Source organism: Pseudomonas sp. XK-1 (assembly GCF_038069885.1).
In the GTDB taxonomy this organism is placed as follows: Bacteria; Pseudomonadota; Gammaproteobacteria; order Pseudomonadales; family Pseudomonadaceae; genus Aquipseudomonas.
In genome coordinates this window covers 62,773-79,982 of the sequence record NZ_JBBPES010000010.1, presented here as the reverse complement: position 1 = coordinate 79,982, position 17,210 = coordinate 62,773, and the positions used below count along the sequence as shown (strand labels likewise).

At 63.4% G+C, this 17,210-nt stretch carries 14 protein-coding genes and 1 tRNA gene; 12 read left to right on the top strand and 3 right to left on the bottom strand.

Annotated elements, in window-relative coordinates; genetic code table 11:
• Nucleotides 1-40: 40 nt before the first annotated feature.
• Both WMW70_RS21485 and WMW70_RS21480 read right to left on the bottom strand, forming a co-directional pair.
• Complete coding sequence (locus WMW70_RS21485; protein WP_341439498.1) at nucleotides 41-700, bottom strand: glutathione S-transferase family protein; 660 nt, start codon at nucleotides 698-700, stop codon at nucleotides 41-43.
• A gap of 127 nt (nucleotides 701-827) precedes the next feature.
• Nucleotides 828-2,066, bottom strand: coding sequence for an ABC transporter substrate-binding protein (locus WMW70_RS21480; protein WP_341439497.1), 1,239 nt, complete (start codon nucleotides 2,064-2,066; stop codon nucleotides 828-830).
• Between the two features lie 349 nt (nucleotides 2,067-2,415).
• Here WMW70_RS21480 and WMW70_RS21475 point away from each other — a divergent pair, with 349 nt between their 5' ends.
• The 11 genes from WMW70_RS21475 (at nucleotide 2,416) to WMW70_RS21425 (ending at nucleotide 15,483) form a co-directional block, all read left to right on the top strand.
• Nucleotides 2,416-4,191 carry a methanol/ethanol family PQQ-dependent dehydrogenase gene (locus WMW70_RS21475; RefSeq protein WP_341439496.1) on the top strand — a complete coding sequence of 592 codons (1,776 nt, stop codon included), beginning with the start codon at nucleotides 2,416-2,418 and terminating at the stop codon, nucleotides 4,189-4,191.
• 449 nt (nucleotides 4,192-4,640) lie between these two features.
• On the top strand, nucleotides 4,641-6,161 hold the full coding sequence (exaC, locus tag WMW70_RS21470) for an acetaldehyde dehydrogenase ExaC (protein WP_341439495.1): 1,521 nt from the start codon (nucleotides 4,641-4,643) through the stop codon (nucleotides 6,159-6,161).
• Between the two features lie 427 nt (nucleotides 6,162-6,588).
• Nucleotides 6,589-6,660, top strand: coding sequence for a pyrroloquinoline quinone precursor peptide PqqA (gene pqqA / locus WMW70_RS21465; protein ID WP_003284930.1), 72 nt, complete (start codon nucleotides 6,589-6,591; stop codon nucleotides 6,658-6,660).
• A 45-nt stretch (nucleotides 6,661-6,705) separates the two neighbouring features.
• A complete protein-coding gene (pqqB, locus tag WMW70_RS21460) occupies nucleotides 6,706-7,620 on the top strand; it encodes a pyrroloquinoline quinone biosynthesis protein PqqB (RefSeq protein ID WP_341439494.1) in 915 nt (304 codons plus the stop codon).
• Nucleotides 7,621-7,648: 28 nt separating this feature from the next.
• On the top strand, nucleotides 7,649-8,401 hold the full coding sequence (gene pqqC, locus WMW70_RS21455) for a pyrroloquinoline-quinone synthase PqqC (RefSeq protein ID WP_341439493.1): 753 nt from the start codon (nucleotides 7,649-7,651) through the stop codon (nucleotides 8,399-8,401).
• Nucleotides 8,398-8,676: a pyrroloquinoline quinone biosynthesis peptide chaperone PqqD gene (pqqD, locus tag WMW70_RS21450; protein WP_341439492.1), complete on the top strand. Its 279-nt coding sequence runs from the start codon at nucleotides 8,398-8,400 to the stop codon at nucleotides 8,674-8,676. The genes pqqC and pqqD overlap by 4 nt, the downstream gene beginning before the upstream one ends.
• Nucleotides 8,648-9,802 (top strand): pyrroloquinoline quinone biosynthesis protein PqqE, encoded by a 1,155-nt coding sequence (pqqE, locus tag WMW70_RS21445; protein ID WP_341439491.1) that lies wholly within the window; start codon nucleotides 8,648-8,650, stop codon nucleotides 9,800-9,802. The genes pqqD and pqqE overlap by 29 nt, the downstream gene beginning before the upstream one ends.
• Nucleotides 9,790-11,739 carry an alpha/beta hydrolase family protein gene (locus WMW70_RS21440; RefSeq protein WP_341439490.1) on the top strand — a complete coding sequence of 650 codons (1,950 nt, stop codon included), beginning with the start codon at nucleotides 9,790-9,792 and terminating at the stop codon, nucleotides 11,737-11,739. Before pqqE ends, WMW70_RS21440 begins: the two co-directional genes overlap by 13 nt.
• Nucleotides 11,740-11,828: 89 nt before the next feature.
• Entirely contained in the window at nucleotides 11,829-12,992 is a 1,164-nt protein-coding gene (ercA, locus tag WMW70_RS21435) for an alcohol dehydrogenase-like regulatory protein ErcA (RefSeq protein ID WP_341439489.1), read from the top strand.
• A complete protein-coding gene (locus WMW70_RS21430) occupies nucleotides 12,976-14,712 on the top strand; it encodes a PAS domain-containing hybrid sensor histidine kinase/response regulator (RefSeq protein WP_341439488.1) in 1,737 nt (578 codons plus the stop codon). The genes ercA and WMW70_RS21430 overlap by 17 nt, the downstream gene beginning before the upstream one ends.
• A gap of 93 nt (nucleotides 14,713-14,805) precedes the next feature.
• On the top strand, nucleotides 14,806-15,483 hold the full coding sequence (locus WMW70_RS21425; RefSeq protein WP_341439487.1) for a PA2778 family cysteine peptidase: 678 nt from the start codon (nucleotides 14,806-14,808) through the stop codon (nucleotides 15,481-15,483).
• A 53-nt stretch (nucleotides 15,484-15,536) separates the two neighbouring features.
• Here the strand turns inward: WMW70_RS21425 and WMW70_RS21420 are convergent, their stop codons facing one another.
• The gene (locus WMW70_RS21420) at nucleotides 15,537-16,820 is read right to left on the bottom strand and encodes an NAD(P)/FAD-dependent oxidoreductase (protein WP_341439486.1); all 1,284 of its coding nucleotides are present in this window, start codon (nucleotides 16,818-16,820) and stop codon (nucleotides 15,537-15,539) included.
• Between the two features lie 185 nt (nucleotides 16,821-17,005).
• Here WMW70_RS21420 and WMW70_RS21415 point away from each other — a divergent pair.
• A tRNA-Val gene (locus WMW70_RS21415) sits at nucleotides 17,006-17,082 on the top strand.
• Nucleotides 17,083-17,210 lie beyond the last annotated feature (128 nt).

Here is a 17,210-nt window from a genome sequence, read left to right as displayed (position 1 = left end):
GCCCGCACGATGCAACACATAGATGGCGGCATAGCCTTTTTCAATCCCGATCGGGCGCTCCCAGCGGAAATAGGTGGCGATAGGGGCGTGCCTCATCCACCGCTCTGGCGAAGGAGGGCCGCGCCAGCAGGCGTTGGCGCAGGTCATGCACCTGGGTCAGGCTCGGGCTGATCGGCTGCACCCAGTCGGCATAGAACAGCGCGGGCGCGGCTGCGCAATCGGCGAGGCTGAAGCTGTCGCCCGTCGCCCACTGGCGGCCCATCAGAGTGGTGTCGAGCCAGCGATAGGCGCTGTCGAGCATCTGCCGGGCGTCGCTGACGCCCTGAGGGTCGCGGGTATCGGCGGTGCGGATGCGGTCGAAGACGATCTTCTGCATCGGCGTGGAAATGTAGTTGTCGAAGAAGCGATCCATCGTCCGCACTTCCAGCGCTGCGCGTGGGTCCTCGGGGATCAGGCGTAGCGTACCGGGATGATAGAGATCCAGGTACTCGATGATGATGCTCGACTCCAGCACGCTGCGCTGGTTATCCAGCAGCAGGGGAAAGCGCTTGAGCGGCCAGAGCGCGGCGAGTTCGGCCGCGGCCTGCGGGTCATCGGGTGCGAGCAGGCGCATCTCGAACGCGGTGGCGTTCTCATAAAGCGCAATCAGCACCTTCTGACAGTAGGACGAGAAGGGGTGGGCATAGAGTTTCAGCGACATGGGCGATTCCTCGGCTGGGCAGGTTGCAGATCAGGTCGTGCCGGCAAGGCGTGAGTCCTTGCCGACAACCCCTAGTCGTTTGCCGCGATGAGGAATCGACAGGTGGCTGGCAAAAAACTGCTGCAGCCTACTGCAGCGTCAACTCCTCGCCGCGTTCCTGCTGCCAGTCGTCCAGGCTGGGGGCGGCCTGGTCGCCGGCCATGCGGTGGATGATCTCGAAGTAGTTCTGTTTGAAGGGATCTCTCATGATCTCGTCGCGCTTGCGCACACGCACGGCGTAGATGCTCTGCACGTTCTGGTGGTCGAAGGCGCGCCATTGCTGCTGGTCCTTGAGCAGGCTGTAGCTGTGGCCTTCGAGGGCCTGGATCAGTTTTTCGCTGTCCAGGCTCTGGCTGCGCTGCACCGCCGCGCTCCATTGCTTGACCACCGAGTAGGCGCTGGCACTGGTGCTGCCGGGGTACTCCTGGTGGGCGTCGATATAGCGCTGGACGAAGCTCTGGCCGTGGGGGTTCTGGTCCAGTCGGGGCAGTTCCCAGGTCCAGGCTTCGGTGCCGATTACGCCTTCCATCACCAGCGGCCCGGCGTTCTGCACCACGCTCTTGGTCAGGTTGGGCACGATGATCTGCATGTTCTCTTTCAGCCCGAGGTTGTGTACCAGGCGCATGCTGCGTTGCAGATTTTCCCCCAGTAGCACCAGCACTAGGATATCGGCCTCACTGGCCCGGGCCTTGGCCAGGACGCTGAGGTATTGCGCGCGGCTGACCACGCCGCTGGGCAGTACGCTGCGGCCGTGGCGGGCGCGGTCGCTGCTGCCGGTGGCCTGGCGCAGGGCGTTTTCCATGCTGCGCCCCCAGGCATCGTCGATCAGGATGTAGTGGTAGTGCTGACGCGGCTGGTGCCAGGAGAGGTATTCGCCGAGTACCCGGGCGCTCATCCAGGCGCTGTTGGATTCGCGAAACAGATAGCGCTGGCCGGCCTGGCCGGTGACTTCGTTGGCGTAGCTGAGGGTAGCGAAGTACAGCAGGCCGCGTTCGCGGGCGCGTTGGCCGGCGGCCATGGCCTCTTCGCTGGTGGCCCCGCCGAAAACCATGCGCGCGCCCTGGTCGGCGAACAGGTCGACATTGTCGCCGGCCTGGGCGGCGCGCGAGGCAGTGTTTTCGCTAAGCAGCTCCAGCGGCCTACCGAGCACGCCGCCGGCGTGGTTGATTTCCTCGACCGCGAGCAGGGCTCCGCGGCGCAGTTCCAGGCCTTCGTCCTTGTAGTTGCCGGTGCGTGGGTAGTTGAGGCCGATTTTGATCGGCTCGGCAAGCAGCTGGTTACCCAGGCAGTTGAGTAACAGGCAGCACAGCACAATGACACGGGCCATGGGCGTTCTCCTTGGCGTGGGGGGTATCTCTTTCTAAGGCCTGGGCGGGGCACTGGGAATGCTCTTTTCCGGTGGCCTGGGCGGCACTTAAGTCGGTCGCAGAAGCCGAGCGGCGCAGTTGGCCCGACGAAGCCGAGCAGCCTGCGCGGCATAAACCAAGGCTTGGGCGGTGGAGTGCGCAGGCCCATTGTGGGCGCTGTGTGGGGCGGCGAGCGGCGAAGTATTGCTACCAAGGAACTAGGGAAATCGGTACTGCGTTCAATTGCTGGGTAGCCCCCATAGGCCAAGAATCTGTCACAGACCGGGAAAACTTCCCGGTAATAACAATGAACCCACAGAGGTAGCCGCAATGAAACACTCTGGTCTACGCAAGCCTTTCGTTCTCAGCACGCTGTGTGCCGCTATGTTGATGTCCGGCGCAAGCGCATGGGCCGTTACCGACAAGGAAATTCTCGGTGACGTGAATACCACCCATGAAATCGTCACCAACGGTATGGGCCTGCAAGGCCAGCGTTACAGTCCGCTGGATACCCTCAACGTCGACAATATCAAGGATCTGCGGCCGGTCTGGGCACTGTCCTTCGGCGGCGAGAAGCAGCGCGGTCAGCAGGCTCAGCCGATGATCAAGGACGGCGTGATGTACGTCACCGCCTCCTACTCGCGGGTGTTTGCGGTCGATGCGCGCACCGGTAAGGAACTGTGGCAGTACGATGCGCGCCTGCCGGAAGATATCCGTCCGTGCTGCGACGTGATCAACCGCGGCGTGGCCCTGTACGGCGACCTGGTGATCTTCGGCACCCTGGATGCCAAGCTGGTAGCCCTGAACAAGGACACCGGCAAGGTGGTATGGCGCAAGAGCGTGGCTGACCACAAGGCCGGCTACTCGATCACCGCCGCACCGCTGGTGATCAACGGCAAGCTGATCACCGGGGTGTCCGGTGGCGAGTTCGGCGTGGTCGGCAAGATCGAAGCCTATGACCCGAAGAACGGCGAGCTGCTGTGGACCCGTCCTACCGTGGAAGGTCACATGGGCTATGTCTACAAGGACGGCAAGGCGGTCGAGAACGGCATCAGCGGTGGCGAAGCCGGCAAGACCTGGCCGGGCGACCTGTGGAAGACCGGCGGCGCGGCCCCTTGGCTGGGCGGCCTGTACGACCCGGAAACCAATCTGCTGCTGTTCGGCACCGGTAACCCGGCTCCGTGGAACTCGCACCTGCGCCCTGGCGACAACCTCTATTCGTCCTCGCGCCTGGCCCTGAACCCGGATGACGGCACCATCAAGTGGCACTTCCAGACCACCCCGCACGACGGCTGGGACTACGACGGCGTCAACGAACTGGTGTCGTTCAACTACCAGGAAGGTGGCAAGACCATCCAGGCTGCGGCCACTGCCGACCGTAACGGTTTCTTCTACGTGCTGGATCGCACCAACGGCAAGTTTATCCGCGGCTTCCCCTTCGTAGACAAGATCACCTGGGCCAAGGGCCTGGACAAGAACGGCCGACCGATCTACGACGACAGCAACCGTCCGGGTGCGCCGGGCGGCGAGACCAAGGGCAAGAGCGTGTTCGCCGCGCCGGCCTTCCTCGGTGCGAAGAACTGGATGCCGATGGCCTACAGCCAGGACACCGGGCTGTTCTATGTGCCGAGCAACGAGTGGGGCATGGACATCTGGAACGAGGACATCGCCTACAAGAAAGGCGCGGCCTACCTGGGTTCGGGCTTCACCATCAAGCCGCTGAACGAGGACTACATCGGCGTGCTGCGCGCCATCGACCCGAAGACCGGCAAGGAAGTCTGGCGGCACAAGAACTTCGCGCCGCTGTGGGGCGGGGTGATGACCACCAAGGGCAACCTGGTGTTCACCGGTACGCCTGAGGGCTATCTGCAGGCCTTCAACGCCAAGACCGGCGACAAGGTCTGGGAATTCCAGACCGGCTCCGGCGTACTCGGCTCCCCGGTTACCTGGGAAATGGACGGCGAGCAGTATGTCTCCGTACTCTCCGGCTGGGGCGGCGCGGTGCCGCTGTGGGGCGGCGAAGTGGCCAAGCGGGTGAAGGACTTCAACCAGGGCGGCATGCTCTGGACCTTCAAACTGCCCAAGGAGCTGGTAACCAAGCGCTGATCCTTTAGCGCCAAGGCTGCAATGCTGCACAAGGCCGGCTTATAGCCGGCCTTGTGCTTTCTGGCGTACAGGTTTTCCGGTCTTGCGTCGCCCGGATGGAATCCGGGAGCGGTTTGGCTAGCGCTGGCGTGTCCCGATTGCATCCGGGCTACGGACGCGCAGACCTTTGTGGGAGGGGCAAGCGGCAACTCGCGAACCTTTCGCGGTGCTGGTTGCCAACTCTTTACCTAGCGTGCATTGGATTGCCGACGGCATGGGTTGGCAGCAGCGCCTATGCTGAGTAGTCCAGGGCCCTGCCGCGCGGCATACGGCCGGGCTGTCTACTACCAAATGACTAGCAGTCCTATGCCATGGACGCATACCGGCCGCGCCGGCAGCTTCCTAATATCGAACCATGACCTGCGCCTCGTTCCCGGCGGCAGGCTCCGACAACAAGAGAGGTCAGCATCATGATTTACGCTAAACCCGGTACTCCAGGCGCAGTCATCAATCTCAAGCCGCGCTACGGCAACTTTATCAACGGTGAATTCGTCGCGCCGCTGGGTGGCAGCTATTTCACCAATACCAGCCCGGTCGATGCCTCGGTCATCGGCGAGTTCCCGCGCTCCGATGCCGCCGATATCGAGCGCGCCCTGGACGCCGCCCATGCCGCCGCCGATGCCTGGGGCAAGACCAGCGTGCAGGCCCGTTCCCTGGTGCTGCTGAAAATCGCCGACCGTATCGAAGCCAACCTTGAAGTGCTGGCCGTGGCCGAAACCTGGGACAACGGCAAGGCCGTGCGCGAAACCCTGAACGCCGACGTGCCCCTGGCAGCCGACCACTTCCGCTACTACGCCGGTTGCATCCGCGCTCAGGAAGGCAGCGCCGCCGAGATCGACGAACACACCGCCGCCTATCACTTCCACGAGCCGCTGGGCGTGGTCGGGCAGATCATTCCGTGGAACTTCCCGCTGCTGATGGCCGCCTGGAAACTCGCGCCGGCCCTGGCCGCCGGTAACTGCATCGTGCTCAAGCCAGCCGAGCAGACCCCGCTGTCGATCACCGTGCTGATGGAGCTGATCGGCGACCTGCTGCCGCCTGGCGTGCTCAACGTGGTCCAGGGCTTCGGTCGCGAAGCCGGTGAGGCCCTGGCCACCAGCAAGCGCATCGCCAAGATCGCCTTTACCGGTTCCACCCCGGTCGGTTCGCATATCCTCAAGTGCGCCGCCGAGAACATCATTCCGTCGACCGTGGAACTGGGCGGCAAGTCGCCGAACATCTTCTTCGAAGACATCATGAACGCCGAGCCGGCCTTTATCGAAAAAGCCGCCGAAGGCCTGGTGCTGGCGTTCTTCAACCAGGGCGAAGTGTGCACCTGCCCATCGCGGGCCCTGGTGCAGGAATCCATCTACGACGCCTTCATGGTCGAGGTGATGAAGAAGATCAAGGTGATCAAGCGCGGTAACCCGCTGGACACCGAGACCATGGTCGGTGCCCAGGCATCCGAGCAGCAGTACGACAAGATCCTCAGCTACCTGGAAATCGCCCAGCAGGAAGGGGCCGAGCTGCTCACCGGCGGCGCGGCAGAACGCCTGGAAGGCGACCTGGCCAGCGGTTACTACATCCAGCCGACCCTGCTCAAGGGCAACAACAAGATGCGCGTGTTCCAGGAAGAGATCTTCGGCCCGGTGGTGGGTATCACCACCTTCAAGGACGAAGCAGAAGCCCTGGCCATTGCCAACGACACCGAGTTCGGCCTGGGTGCCGGTCTGTGGACCCGCGATATCAACCGCGCCTACCGCATGGGCCGGGCGATCAAGGCCGGTCGCGTGTGGACCAACTGCTACCACCTGTACCCGGCGCACGCCGCCTTCGGTGGCTACAAGAAGTCCGGCGTCGGCCGCGAAACCCACAAGATGATGCTCGACCACTACCAGCAGACCAAGAACCTGCTGATCAGCTACGACATCAACCCGCTGGGCTTCTTCTGATTGCTGTTTGCTCCCCGGCACGTTCGCTCCAGCGTGCCGGCTTCTCCCTGCGATAGGCCCTCAGGGCAGGATTTGCAGCAGGCTGCAGTGGCCTGACAAACGGCAGCAAATCACTCTCGCAACGCGGCTTCGGCCGCGTTTTTTATTGCGCCGCGTTCTGCCCTGCGCGGCGCAGGCCGGTGGGTGAGGGGTGATGGCGCTGTGGTAACGGTGCCTGGGGTACATGTTTGGCTACATATTCCCGGCTGTTGTCAGGCGGGCAGGGGGTACAGTTTTCGGGCTGCAGACTGCTGCGGAAGGCCGGTCGGCCGGGTTCCTACCAATGCTCGGCCGACTTACTCCCAAAGTACCATTTAGTCGTGCGCCGCTCCGGTGCATAACTAGCACTACCGGAATTCGCCGGTTTTGATAAGAAGAGGACCGCGCCATGTGGACTAAACCCGCCTTCACCGATATGCGCATTGGTTTCGAAGTCACCATGTACTTCGCCAATCGTTGATCCGCCTTGCCCCGGCTCTGTCGGGGCATCTACCCGGAATTTCCCATGCATATCCAGATTCTCGGTTCCGCCGCTGGCGGCGGTTTCCCCCAGTGGAACTGCAATTGCCATAACTGCCGCGGCGTACGCGATGGCAGCCTGCGCGCGCAGCCGCGCACCCAGTCGTCCATTGCCCTGTCCGACGACGGGGTCAACTGGATACTGTGCAACGCCTCGCCCGATATCCGCGCCCAGATCGAAGCCTTCCCGGCCCTGCAGCCGGCCCGCAAGGTGCGTGATACGGCGATTGGCGCAATCATCCTGCTGGACAGCCAGATCGACCATTGCACCGGTCTGTTGACCCTGCGCGAAGGCTGTCCGCACAAGGTCTGGTGTACCGAGATGGTGCATCAGGATCTGACCAGCGGCTTTCCGCTGTTCAATATGCTCGACCACTGGAACGGTGGCCTGCAGCATCAGCTGATCGAACTGGGTGGGGTGCCGTTCACTATCCCGACCTGCCCGAACCTGTCGATCACCGCCATCGCCCTGCGCAGCAGCGCACCACCTTATTCGCCGCACCGCGGCAACCCGCACCCCGGCGACAATATCGGCCTGTTCGTTGAGGACCGGCGCACGGGCAGTACGCTGTTCTATGCCCCGGGCCTGGGTCAGGTGGACGAAGCGCTGCTAGCCTGGATGCGCCGCGCCGATTGCCTGCTGGTCGACGGCACGCTGTGGCGCGATGACGAGATGCGCCACTGCGGGGTGGGCGACAAGCTCGGCAGCGAGATGGGCCACCTGCCGCAGAGCGGCCCCGGCGGCATGCTCGAGGTGCTCGATGGCCTGTCAGCCAGCCGCAAGATCCTTATCCATATCAACAACACCAACCCGATTCTCAATGTCGACTCCCCTGAGCGCGCGCAACTCGCGGCCCACGGCGTCGATGTGGCCTGGGACGGTATGAGCATCAATTTGTAGGGTGCGCGCTGCGCACCGGAGAGCCATGATGAGCCAGACCGCCATGAGCCCCGCCGAATTCGAGCAGGCGCTGCGCGCCAAGGGCGCTTACTACCATATCCATCACCCTTTTCACCGGGCCATGTACGCAGGCAACGCCAGCCGTGAACAGATCCAGGGCTGGGTGGCCAACCGCTTCTATTACCAGGTGTGCATCCCGCTCAAGGATGCCGCGATCATGGCCAACTGCCCGGACCGCGACACCCGCCGCGAGTGGATCCAGCGCATCCTCGACCACGACGGCGCACCCGGCGAGGAGGGCGGTATCGAAGCCTGGCTGCGCCTGGCCGAAGCAGTGGGCCTGGACCGCGAGCAGGTGCTGTCTCAGGAACTGGTGCTGCCAGGGGTGCGCTTTGCCGTGGACGCCTACGTCAACTTCGCCCGCCGAGCGAGCTGGCAGGAAGCCGCCAGCAGCTCGCTGACCGAGCTGTTCGCCCCGACCATCCATCAGTCGCGCCTGGACGCCTGGCCGCAGCACTATCCCTGGATCGACGCCGGCGGCTACGACTACTTCCGCAAGCGCCTGAAGGAGGCGCGCCGCGATGTCGAACACGGCCTGCGCATCACCCTCGCGCACTACACCACCCTCGAGGCCCAGCAGCGCATGCTGGAGATTCTGCAGTTCAAGCTGGACGTGCTGTGGAGCATGCTCGATGCCATGAGCATGGCCTACGAGCTGGAGCGCCCGCCGTACCACACGGTGACGGCCGAGCGGATCTGGCACCGGGGGATCGCCCTATGAGCCAGTCCCTTGTCAGCATGACCCCCAGGCTGCGCCGCGGCTTTCGCCTGCAGTTCGAGCCGGTGCAGAACTGCCATGTGCTGCTTTACCCGGAAGGCATGATCAAGCTCAACGACAGCGCCGGGGAAATCCTCAAACAGGTCAACGGCAGCCATAGCGTTGGCCAGATCATTGAGGCGCTGAGCGAGCGCTTTCCCGATGTGCCAGGGCTCGATGAAGACATCCTGGCCTTTATGGAGGTAGCCAATGCACAGTTCTGGATCGAGCTTCAGTAAGCCGGGCCACGAAGCGGGGCCGCCGCTCTGGCTGCTGGCCGAGCTGACCTACCGTTGCCCGCTGCAATGCCCCTACTGCTCCAACCCGCTGGATTTCAGTCAGCAGGGCGCAGAACTGTCCACCGCAGAATGGCTTGAGGTGTTTCGCCAGGCCCGCGAACTGGGCGCAGCGCAGCTGGGTTTTTCCGGCGGCGAGCCGCTGGTGCGTCAGGATCTGGCCGAGCTGATCAAGGGCGCGCGCGACCTGGGTTACTACACCAACCTGATCACCTCCGGTATCGGCCTGACCGAGGCGCGTATCGCCGAGTTCGCCGAGGCGGGGCTGGACCATATCCAGATCAGCTTCCAGGCCGCCGACGAGGAGGTGAACAACCTGCTGGCCGGCTCGCAAAAGGCTTTTGCCCAGAAGCTGGCCATGGCCCGGGCGGTCAAGGCGGCCGGCTACCCCATGGTGCTGAACTTCGTCACCCATCGGCACAATATCGACAATATCGAGCGCATCATCGAACTGTGCCTGGAGCTGGAGGCGGACTTTGTCGAGCTGGCCACCTGTCAGTTCTACGGCTGGGCCGAACTCAACCGTGCAGGACTCCTGCCGACCCGCGCCCAGCTCGAGCGCGCCGAGCGCATCACCAATGAATGGCGGGCCAAGCTCGCGGCCGAAAACCACCCCTGCAAGCTGATCTTCGTCACTCCGGATTACTACGAGGAGCGGCCCAAGGCCTGCATGAACGGCTGGGGCAATCTGTTTCTCGATATCACCCCGGACGGCACCGCGCTGCCGTGCCACAGCGCACGGCAGTTGCCGGTGCAGTTTCCCAATGTGCGCGAGCACAGCATCGAGCATATCTGGCGGCATTCCTTCGGTTTCAACCGCTTTCGCGGCGACGACTGGATGCCCGAGCCGTGCCGTTCCTGTGATGAGAAGCACAAGGACTTTGGCGGCTGTCGCTGTCAGGCCTTTATGCTCACGGGAGATGCCAGCAACGCCGACCCGGTGTGCAGCAAGTCGGCCCATCACGACCTGATCCTCGCCGCGCGCCAGCAGGCCGAAGATGCGCCGCTGGGGCTGGAAGAGCTGCAATACCGCAACGACAAGGCCTCGCGGCTTATATGCAAGGCGTAGCCGACCCCGACAGAATCTGGAGCGCTGAGCAGGCCGCAGCCGCCAGCGCCGATTTCGCCGAGTTGCACGCCGCCCATGGCGGCCTGCTGTGGGTGGCCTTCGACCCGCAACAGGCGCGTTGCGGGCTGTTCTTCTGGCAGGGAGGGGTGGCTCGCGAGCTGACTCCGCCTGGCTATTCGGTGCGCAGTCGGGTCTACGAATATGGCGGCGGTGCCTGTTGCGCCACGGCGCAGGGCGCGGCCTTTGTCAATGAGGCCGATCAGCAGATCTACCTGATAGACTTTCTGGGAACACAGGGCCATGACAGTGCGCACAGCCTAGGCGGCCCCGCGTCACCCTACGGGCTAACCGCCACGTCGCAGTGCCGCTATGGCGAGCTGTCCTTTGTGCCGGCCTGGCAGGCGCTGCTGGCGGTCGAGGAAAGCCATGAGGCCGAGGCGGTGGTGCATCGACTGGTGCGCATCGGCCTTGACGGTAGCCGCCAGGTGCTGGTCGAGGGAGCCGATTTCTATGCCGGCGTGGTGGCCAGCCCTGATGGTCGGCAACTGGCCTGGATCGAATGGGACCGGCCCAGCCTGCCCTGGGTCGCTACCCGGCTATGCCAGCGCGAGGAGGGTGGCGCAATTAGCGTGCTGGCTGGCGGGCAAGCTGATCAAGCGCTACAGCAGCCGCGCTTCGATGAGGAAGGGCGGCTCTGGGTGTTGTCCGACCGAGCGGGCTGGTGGCAGCCGCTTTGTATCTACAAGCCGGGCCTTGGTGTGCACAGCCTCGGCGGCCCCGCGTCACCCTACGATCATGCCGCTGCGCCCTGGCAACTGGGTGGGCGTACCTACCTGCCGCTGGCAGACGGCGAGATGCTGCTGACACGTTTCGAACAGGGTTTCGCCGTGCTGCTGGACGTAGGGTGCGCCGCGCGCACCAATGCCATTTGCGCAGGTGTCGATGGTGCGCACAACCTAGGCGGTCCCGCGTCACCCTACGAGATGCCAATCGGCGAACGGCGTCTGGCCGAGGGCTTTACCCGCTTTCGCGCCCTGGCGGCGGATACCGGGCATTACTACTGCATCGCCGCCTCATCGAGCCGGCTGCCGGCCGTGCTGGCGATTGCCCGAGATGATGGCGCGGTAGGGATATTAGCCGGTGGCGAGAGGCCCTTGAACGAAACGCACCTTTCTCTGCCGCAGCCAGTTGACTGCACGGTGGGCGAAGGCGAGCGCTGCCATGGGTTTTTCTATACGCCAGTAGAGGGGGGCGAGACGCCGCCGCTGCTGGTCTTTCTGCATGGCGGCCCCACATCGGCCTGTTATCCGGTGTTCGATCCGCGTATCGCCTTCTGGACGCTGCGCGGCTACGCCGTGCTCGATCTCAATTACCGTGGCAGCAGCGGCTATGGCCGTGCCTATCGCCTGCGTTTAGCCGGACAGTGGGGAGCGCTTGAGGTCGAGGATATCCGCGCCGCCGTAGCCAAGCTGGCGGACGAGGGCGCTATCGACCCGGCGCGGGTGTTTGTACGTGGTGCCAGTGCCGGCGGCTACAGCGCCCTGTGCGCCTTGATAAGTGGCGGTTTTGCCGCTGGTGCCAGTCTCTACGGGGTCAGCGATCCGCTGGCGCTGCGTCGGGTCACCCACAAGTTCGAGGCCGATTACCTCGACTGGCTGATCGGCGATCCGCAGCGTGATGCCGAGCGCTACCAGGCGCGTACGCCGTTGCTGCATGCCGAGAAGATCAGCGTTCCGGTGATCTTCTTTCAGGGCGGCCTGGATGCGGTGGTGTTGCCGGCGCAGACCGAGACCATGGTCGCCGCGCTGCGCGAGCGTGGCGTGCCGGTGGAATACCGGCTGTATGCCGACGAGCGCCATGGCTTCCGCCAGGCGACCCACCTGGCCGATGCCCTGGCGGCCGAGCTGGCGTTCTATCAATGCGTGCTACAAGGTTGATTGCGCCGAGGCTAATGCCTTGGTTGCATTGCATTCAGCGAACAATGCAGTAGGCTGGCCGGAGATATCCGCCAATCACAGATCGTTGTATGAGCCATACCCTGAGCCAGCTGCGTAAATTCGTTTCTCCGGAAATCATCTTCGGTGCCGGTTGCCGCCACCATGTCGGCAACTATGCCAGCACCTTCGGCGCGCGCAAGGTGCTGGTGGTCTCAGACCCGGGTGTGGTGGCCGCAGGCTGGCTCGCCGACGTCGAAGCCAGTCTGCAGGCCCAGGGCCTGGAGTACTGCCTGTATACCGGGGTGTCGCCCAACCCGCGGGTGGACGAGGTAATGCTCGGCGCGGAGATCTATCGCGCCAACCAGTGCAACCTGATTGTCGCTATCGGCGGCGGCAGCCCGATGGATTGCGCCAAGGGCATCGGCATCGTCGTCGCTCACGGCCGCAGCATTCTCGAATTCGAAGGGGTGGACACCATCCGCGTGCCCAGCCCGCCGCTGATCCTGATTCCCACCACCGCTGGCACCTCGGCGGATGTTTCGCAGTTCGTGATCATCTCCAACCCGCTGGAGCGGATGAAGTTTTCCATCGTCAGCAAGGCGGTGGTGCCCGACGTGTCGTTGATCGACCCGGAAACCACCGCCAGCATGGACCCCTTCCTCTCCGCCTGCACCGGTATCGACGCCCTGGTGCATGCCATCGAGGCCTTCGTTTCCACCGGCAGCGGGCCGCTGACCGACCCCCATGCCCTGGAAGCCATGCGCCTGATCAACGGCAATCTGGTGCAGATGATTGCCAACCCGCAGGACATCCTGCTGCGCGAGAAGATCATGCTCGGCAGCATGCAGGCCGGCCTGGCCTTCTCCAACGCCATCCTCGGCGCGGTGCATGCCATGAGCCACAGCCTGGGCGGCTTTCTCGATCTGCCCCACGGTCTGTGCAATGCGGTGCTGATCGAGCATGTGGTGGCCTTCAACTACAGCGCCGCGCCGGACCGCTTCAAGGTGATCGCCGAAACCCTCGGCATCGACTGCCGTGGGCTGAACCACAAGCAGATCAGCCAGCGCCTGGTGGAGCACCTGATCGCCCTCAAACGCGCCGTGGGTTTCCATGAAACCCTTGGCCTGCATGGCGTCGGCAATTCGGATATTCCCTTCCTGTCGCGCCACGCCATGGGCGACCCCTGCATCCTCACCAACCCGCGTGAATCCAGCCAGCGCGACGTTGAGGTCGTCTATGCCGAGGCGCTCTGACCCTTCAGCAAGCCAGAGCGATGCGCTAGCCGGGCTGCTCGGCTTGGGCAGCCACTCGACGCGCAAAAGCCATTACCCGGAGCTGATCGCCCGCCTGGAAGAGCTGGAAACCGAGCGCAACCGCTATAAGTGGCTGTTCGAGCACGCAGTGCATGGGATCTTCCAGGCCAGCCTGCATGAGGGCTTGCGCGCGGCCAACCCGGCCCTGGCGCGCATGCTTGGTTACGACGACCCGCAGGAAGTGCTGTGGTCGCTGAGCGGGCTGGCCAACTACCTGTTTGTCGGCGGCGTCGAGGAGTTGCAGCAGATTCGCCAGCACCTCGGCAGCGGGCCGGGCCTGTTCGGTTACGAGACCCAGTTGCGGCGCAAGGACGGCAGCGTTATCGACGTGCTGATGAACCTGCTGCTCAAGCCCGGCGAGGAGGGGCTGTTCGAAGGGTTCGTGGCCGATATCACCGAGCGCAAGCAGGCCCAGCAGCGCTTGCAACTGCTCAACGACGAGCTTGAGCAGCGGGTCGGTGCGCGTACTGCCGAATTGCAGGACGCCAACCGCAACCTGCAGCAGCAGATAATCGAGCGCGAACGCATCGAACAGGCCTTGCGCGAGGCCCGGGATGCCGCCGAAGCGGCCAATCGCAGCAAGGACAAGTACCTGGCTGCCGCCAGTCACGACCTGCTGCAACCGCTCAATGCCGCGCGCCTGCTGATTTCGACCCTGCGCGAGCGCAACCTGCCGAGCGCGGAACACAATCTGGTCGAACGCAGCCACCAGGCCCTGGAAGGGGCCGAGGACCTGCTGACCGACCTGCTGGATATCTCCAAGCTGGACCAGGCGGCGATCAAGCCGGATATCGATGTGTACCGCCTGGAAGAGCTACTCGCACCTCTGGCTTCGGAGTTCCAGTCGGTGGCCGAGGCCGAAGGCCTGGCGTTCAAGGTGCGTATTGCCGAGTGCAGTATCAGTACCGACTTCCGCCTGCTGACGCGCATCCTGCGCAACTTTCTCAGCAATGCCTGCCGCTATACCGAACAGGGCAGGATTTTTCTCGGTGCGCGCAAGCGCGGCGCGTTTCTCGAACTGCAGGTTTGGGACAGCGGCCGTGGCATCTGCGAAGACCAGATGGAGAGCATTTTTCTCGAGTTCAACCAGCTGCACGTTGGCCGCGCCGCTGAACGCAAGGGCGTTGGCCTGGGCCTGGCGATTGTCGAGCGCATTGCGCGCATCCTCGGTTACCCGGTGCGGGTTCGCTCGCAGCCGGGGCGTGGCTCGATGTTCAGCATCCAGGTGCCCCTGGCCGAGCATCGGGCGGCAGCCGCTGTGACGCCCTCGCTGCAGGCGCTACCCGGCGATCCGCTGCCGGGTCGGCGTCTGCTGGTGGTGGATAACGAATTGAGCATCCTCCACAGCATGGCCGCGCTGCTCGGCCAGTGGGGCTGCGAGGTGATTACCGCAACCGATCAGCAGGCCGCCTTGCTGGCTCTCGAACAGCGTGCTCCGGACCTGATCGTGGCCGATTACCATCTCGATCACGAGGTGCTCGGCCATCAGGTCGTGGCCCATCTGCGCGAGCATTTCGCCACCCGCATTCCGGCACTGATGATCACCGCCGATCGCAGCGATCAATGCCGTCACGACCTGCAGCGCATGGGCGTGCCGCTGCTCAACAAGCCGGTCAAACCCGGCAAGTTGCGCGCAGTACTGAGCCAGTTGCTGCGCTGACCCTTAGCACTCTGAATTGCAGCAGTTTTGTGCTTGGTGATCCGGGGTGCCGCGGCTATGCTCCGCGCGAGCCTTAGCCACTGAATATGTGAAATGCCTAAATTCTTCTTGCCCGCTGTGTGTTTATCCGCCTCGCTGCTACTGACTGCTTGCACGAGCGTGCCGCTGTCGCTGGAAACTCAACGCCTGCCGGAGCGGGTTGAGCTGAGCGATGTACCGTTCTTTCAGCAGAGCGATGCCCAGGGTGGGGCCTCCGCTTTAGCCGCACTGCTTAACCATCATGGCGTGATCAGTAGCCCCGGTTTGCTGGAGCAGCGCATGCAGCAGGCTGGGGCTGTCAGTGCCCAGGCGGGGCTGGAGTTCGCCGCCAGGTCCCATGATGTGCTGGTGTATCCGCTGCCGGCCAGCTTCGATGCCTTGTTGCAGCAGGTGGCGGCGGGACATCCGGTGCTGGTCTTGCACAATCAGACGCTGGCCTGGCCAGGGCAGCAGTTCGCCATCCTGGTCGGTTACGACAAACGTGAGCGTACGCTGGTACTGCGATCAGGCAATAGCAGGCGCTGGCATACCAGTTTTTCCAGCTTCAGCAGTGGCTGGGAGGAGGCCGGGCGCTGGGCGGTGGTATTGACGCCAGCCGATCGGTTGCCGGCGCAACCACAAATGCAGACCTGGCTGGATGCCGCAGCAGCGTTGCGTGACCAGGGCCGCAGCGATGCTGCGCAACGGGCGCTGCGCACGGCCCGCCAGCAGTGGCCAGATGCGCAGTTGTAGATGGCAGGTCATAAAAAACGGCACCCGCGGGTGCCGTTTTTATTGTGGGGTCGTTACACGCCCAGCTTGTCACGCAGGGTGTAGTACCAGGCCCCCATGGCGCTGAAGGGTACCTGGAATAGCTGGCCGCCGGGGAAGGGGTAGTGCGGCAGTTCGGCGAAGGCGTCGAAGCGCTCGGCCTGGCCGCGCAGGGCTTCCGCCAGGATCTTGCCGGCCAGGTGGGTGTAGGTCACGCCATGGCCGCTGCAGCCCTGGGAGTAATACACATTGTCGCCGAGGCGGCCGACCTGGGGCAGGCGCGACAGGGTCAGCAGGAAGTTGCCGGTCCAGGCGTAGTCGATCTTCACGTCCTTCAGTTGCGGGAATGCCTTGAGCATCTTCGGCCGGATGATGGCTTCGATGTTGGCCGGATCGCGCGCGCCGTAGACCACGCCGCCGCCGAAGATCAGGCGTTTGTCACCGCTGAGGCGGTAGTAGTCGAGCAGGTAGTTGCAGTCTTCGACGCAGTAATCCTGCGGCAGCAGGCTTTTCGCCAGCTCATCAGACAGCGGCTCGGTGGTGATCACCTGAGTACCGCAGGGCATCGACTTGGCCGACAGCTCGGGAATCAGGTTGCCGAGGTAGGCGTTGCCGGCGATCACCACGAACTTGGCCTTGATCCGCCCGTTGGGGGTGTGCACCACGGGGTTGGCACCGCGTTCGATACGGATGGCCGGGGACTGCTCGTAGATCACCCCGCCCAGGGATTCCACCGCAGCTGCCTCGCCGAGGGCCAGGTTGAGCGGGTGGATATGGCCGCCGCTCATATCGAGCATGCCACCCTTGTAGATATCGGTGCCCACCACCTCACGAATGCGCTCGGCATCCATCAGCTCGAGCTGGGTGTGGCCGTAGCGCTCCCACAACTTCTTCTGCGACTCGAGGTGCTTCATATGCTTGGCGGTGTTGGCGGCGAATACGCCACCGTCTTTCAGGTCGCACTGGATGTCGTATTTCTTGATCCGCTCACGAATGATGCGGCCGCCTTCGAAGGCCATATCGCCCAGCAGTTTCGCCTGCTTGGGGCCGACGCTACGCTCGATCACGTCGATATCGCGACTGTAGCTGTTAACGATCTGCCCGCCGTTGCGCCCGGAAGCACCGAAGCCGACCTTGGCCGCCTCGACGATGCTGACCTTGAAGCCGTTCTCCAGCAGGGCAATGGCGGTGGACAGGCCGGTGTAGCCCGCGCCGACGATGCACACATCGGTTTCGCTCTCGCCATTGAGTTCGGGGCGGGCCGGCACGGGATTGGCGGAAGCCGCGTAATAGGATTGTGGATAAGCTGTGTGCGCCATTTTGCAACCTCTGTTCTTTATTTTTTACGAATAGATGGATGCTACCTGAGTTGAAAATGCTCGGCTAGTGGCCTGTGCGAAATATTAAACGCACCTCTGAACAGTAAAAAATTCATTTATTCAGGCAGTTAGCTAAAAAACCTGTTGACACTTTTTCGCGTGGCCGTAGAATGCGCACCCATCGTAGGCACGTAGCTCAGTTGGTTAGAGCACCACCTTGACATGGTGGGGGTCGTTGGTTCGAGTCCAATCGTGCCTACCAAATTTGGTAGAAAAAGGGTCGCTTAGGCGGCCCTTTTTTATGGCTTGCCATTAATGGTCGCCACCTTGGTGGTTTTCACGGTGCGGCCTGGAAGTGGCTTCCTGCTATTTTTTTATTGGGCCGCTTGC

Bases quoted from the DNA above. Each gene is read 5' to 3' on its own strand.
- pqqC (WP_341439493.1), top strand. From the start codon at position 7,649: ATGAGCCAGACCGCCATGAGCCCCGCCGAATTCGAGCAGGCGCTGCGC.
- WMW70_RS21420 (WP_341439486.1), bottom strand. From the start codon at position 16,820: ATGGCGCACACAGCTTATCCACAATCCTATTACGCGGCTTCCGCCAAT.
- pqqB (WP_341439494.1), top strand. From the start codon at position 6,706: ATGCATATCCAGATTCTCGGTTCCGCCGCTGGCGGCGGTTTCCCCCAG.
- exaC (WP_341439495.1), top strand. From the start codon at position 4,641: ATGATTTACGCTAAACCCGGTACTCCAGGCGCAGTCATCAATCTCAAG.
- WMW70_RS21475 (WP_341439496.1), top strand. From the start codon at position 2,416: ATGAAACACTCTGGTCTACGCAAGCCTTTCGTTCTCAGCACGCTGTGT.
- WMW70_RS21485 (WP_341439498.1), bottom strand. From the start codon at position 700: ATGTCGCTGAAACTCTATGCCCACCCCTTCTCGTCCTACTGTCAGAAG.
- ercA (WP_341439489.1), top strand. From the start codon at position 11,829: ATGAGCCATACCCTGAGCCAGCTGCGTAAATTCGTTTCTCCGGAAATC.
- WMW70_RS21430 (WP_341439488.1), top strand. From the start codon at position 12,976: ATGCCGAGGCGCTCTGACCCTTCAGCAAGCCAGAGCGATGCGCTAGCC.
- pqqD (WP_341439492.1), top strand. From the start codon at position 8,398: ATGAGCCAGTCCCTTGTCAGCATGACCCCCAGGCTGCGCCGCGGCTTT.
- pqqE (WP_341439491.1), top strand. From the start codon at position 8,648: ATGCACAGTTCTGGATCGAGCTTCAGTAAGCCGGGCCACGAAGCGGGG.
- WMW70_RS21440 (WP_341439490.1), top strand. From the start codon at position 9,790: ATGCAAGGCGTAGCCGACCCCGACAGAATCTGGAGCGCTGAGCAGGCC.
- WMW70_RS21480 (WP_341439497.1), bottom strand. From the start codon at position 2,066: ATGGCCCGTGTCATTGTGCTGTGCTGCCTGTTACTCAACTGCCTGGGT.
- WMW70_RS21425 (WP_341439487.1), top strand. From the start codon at position 14,806: ATGCCTAAATTCTTCTTGCCCGCTGTGTGTTTATCCGCCTCGCTGCTA.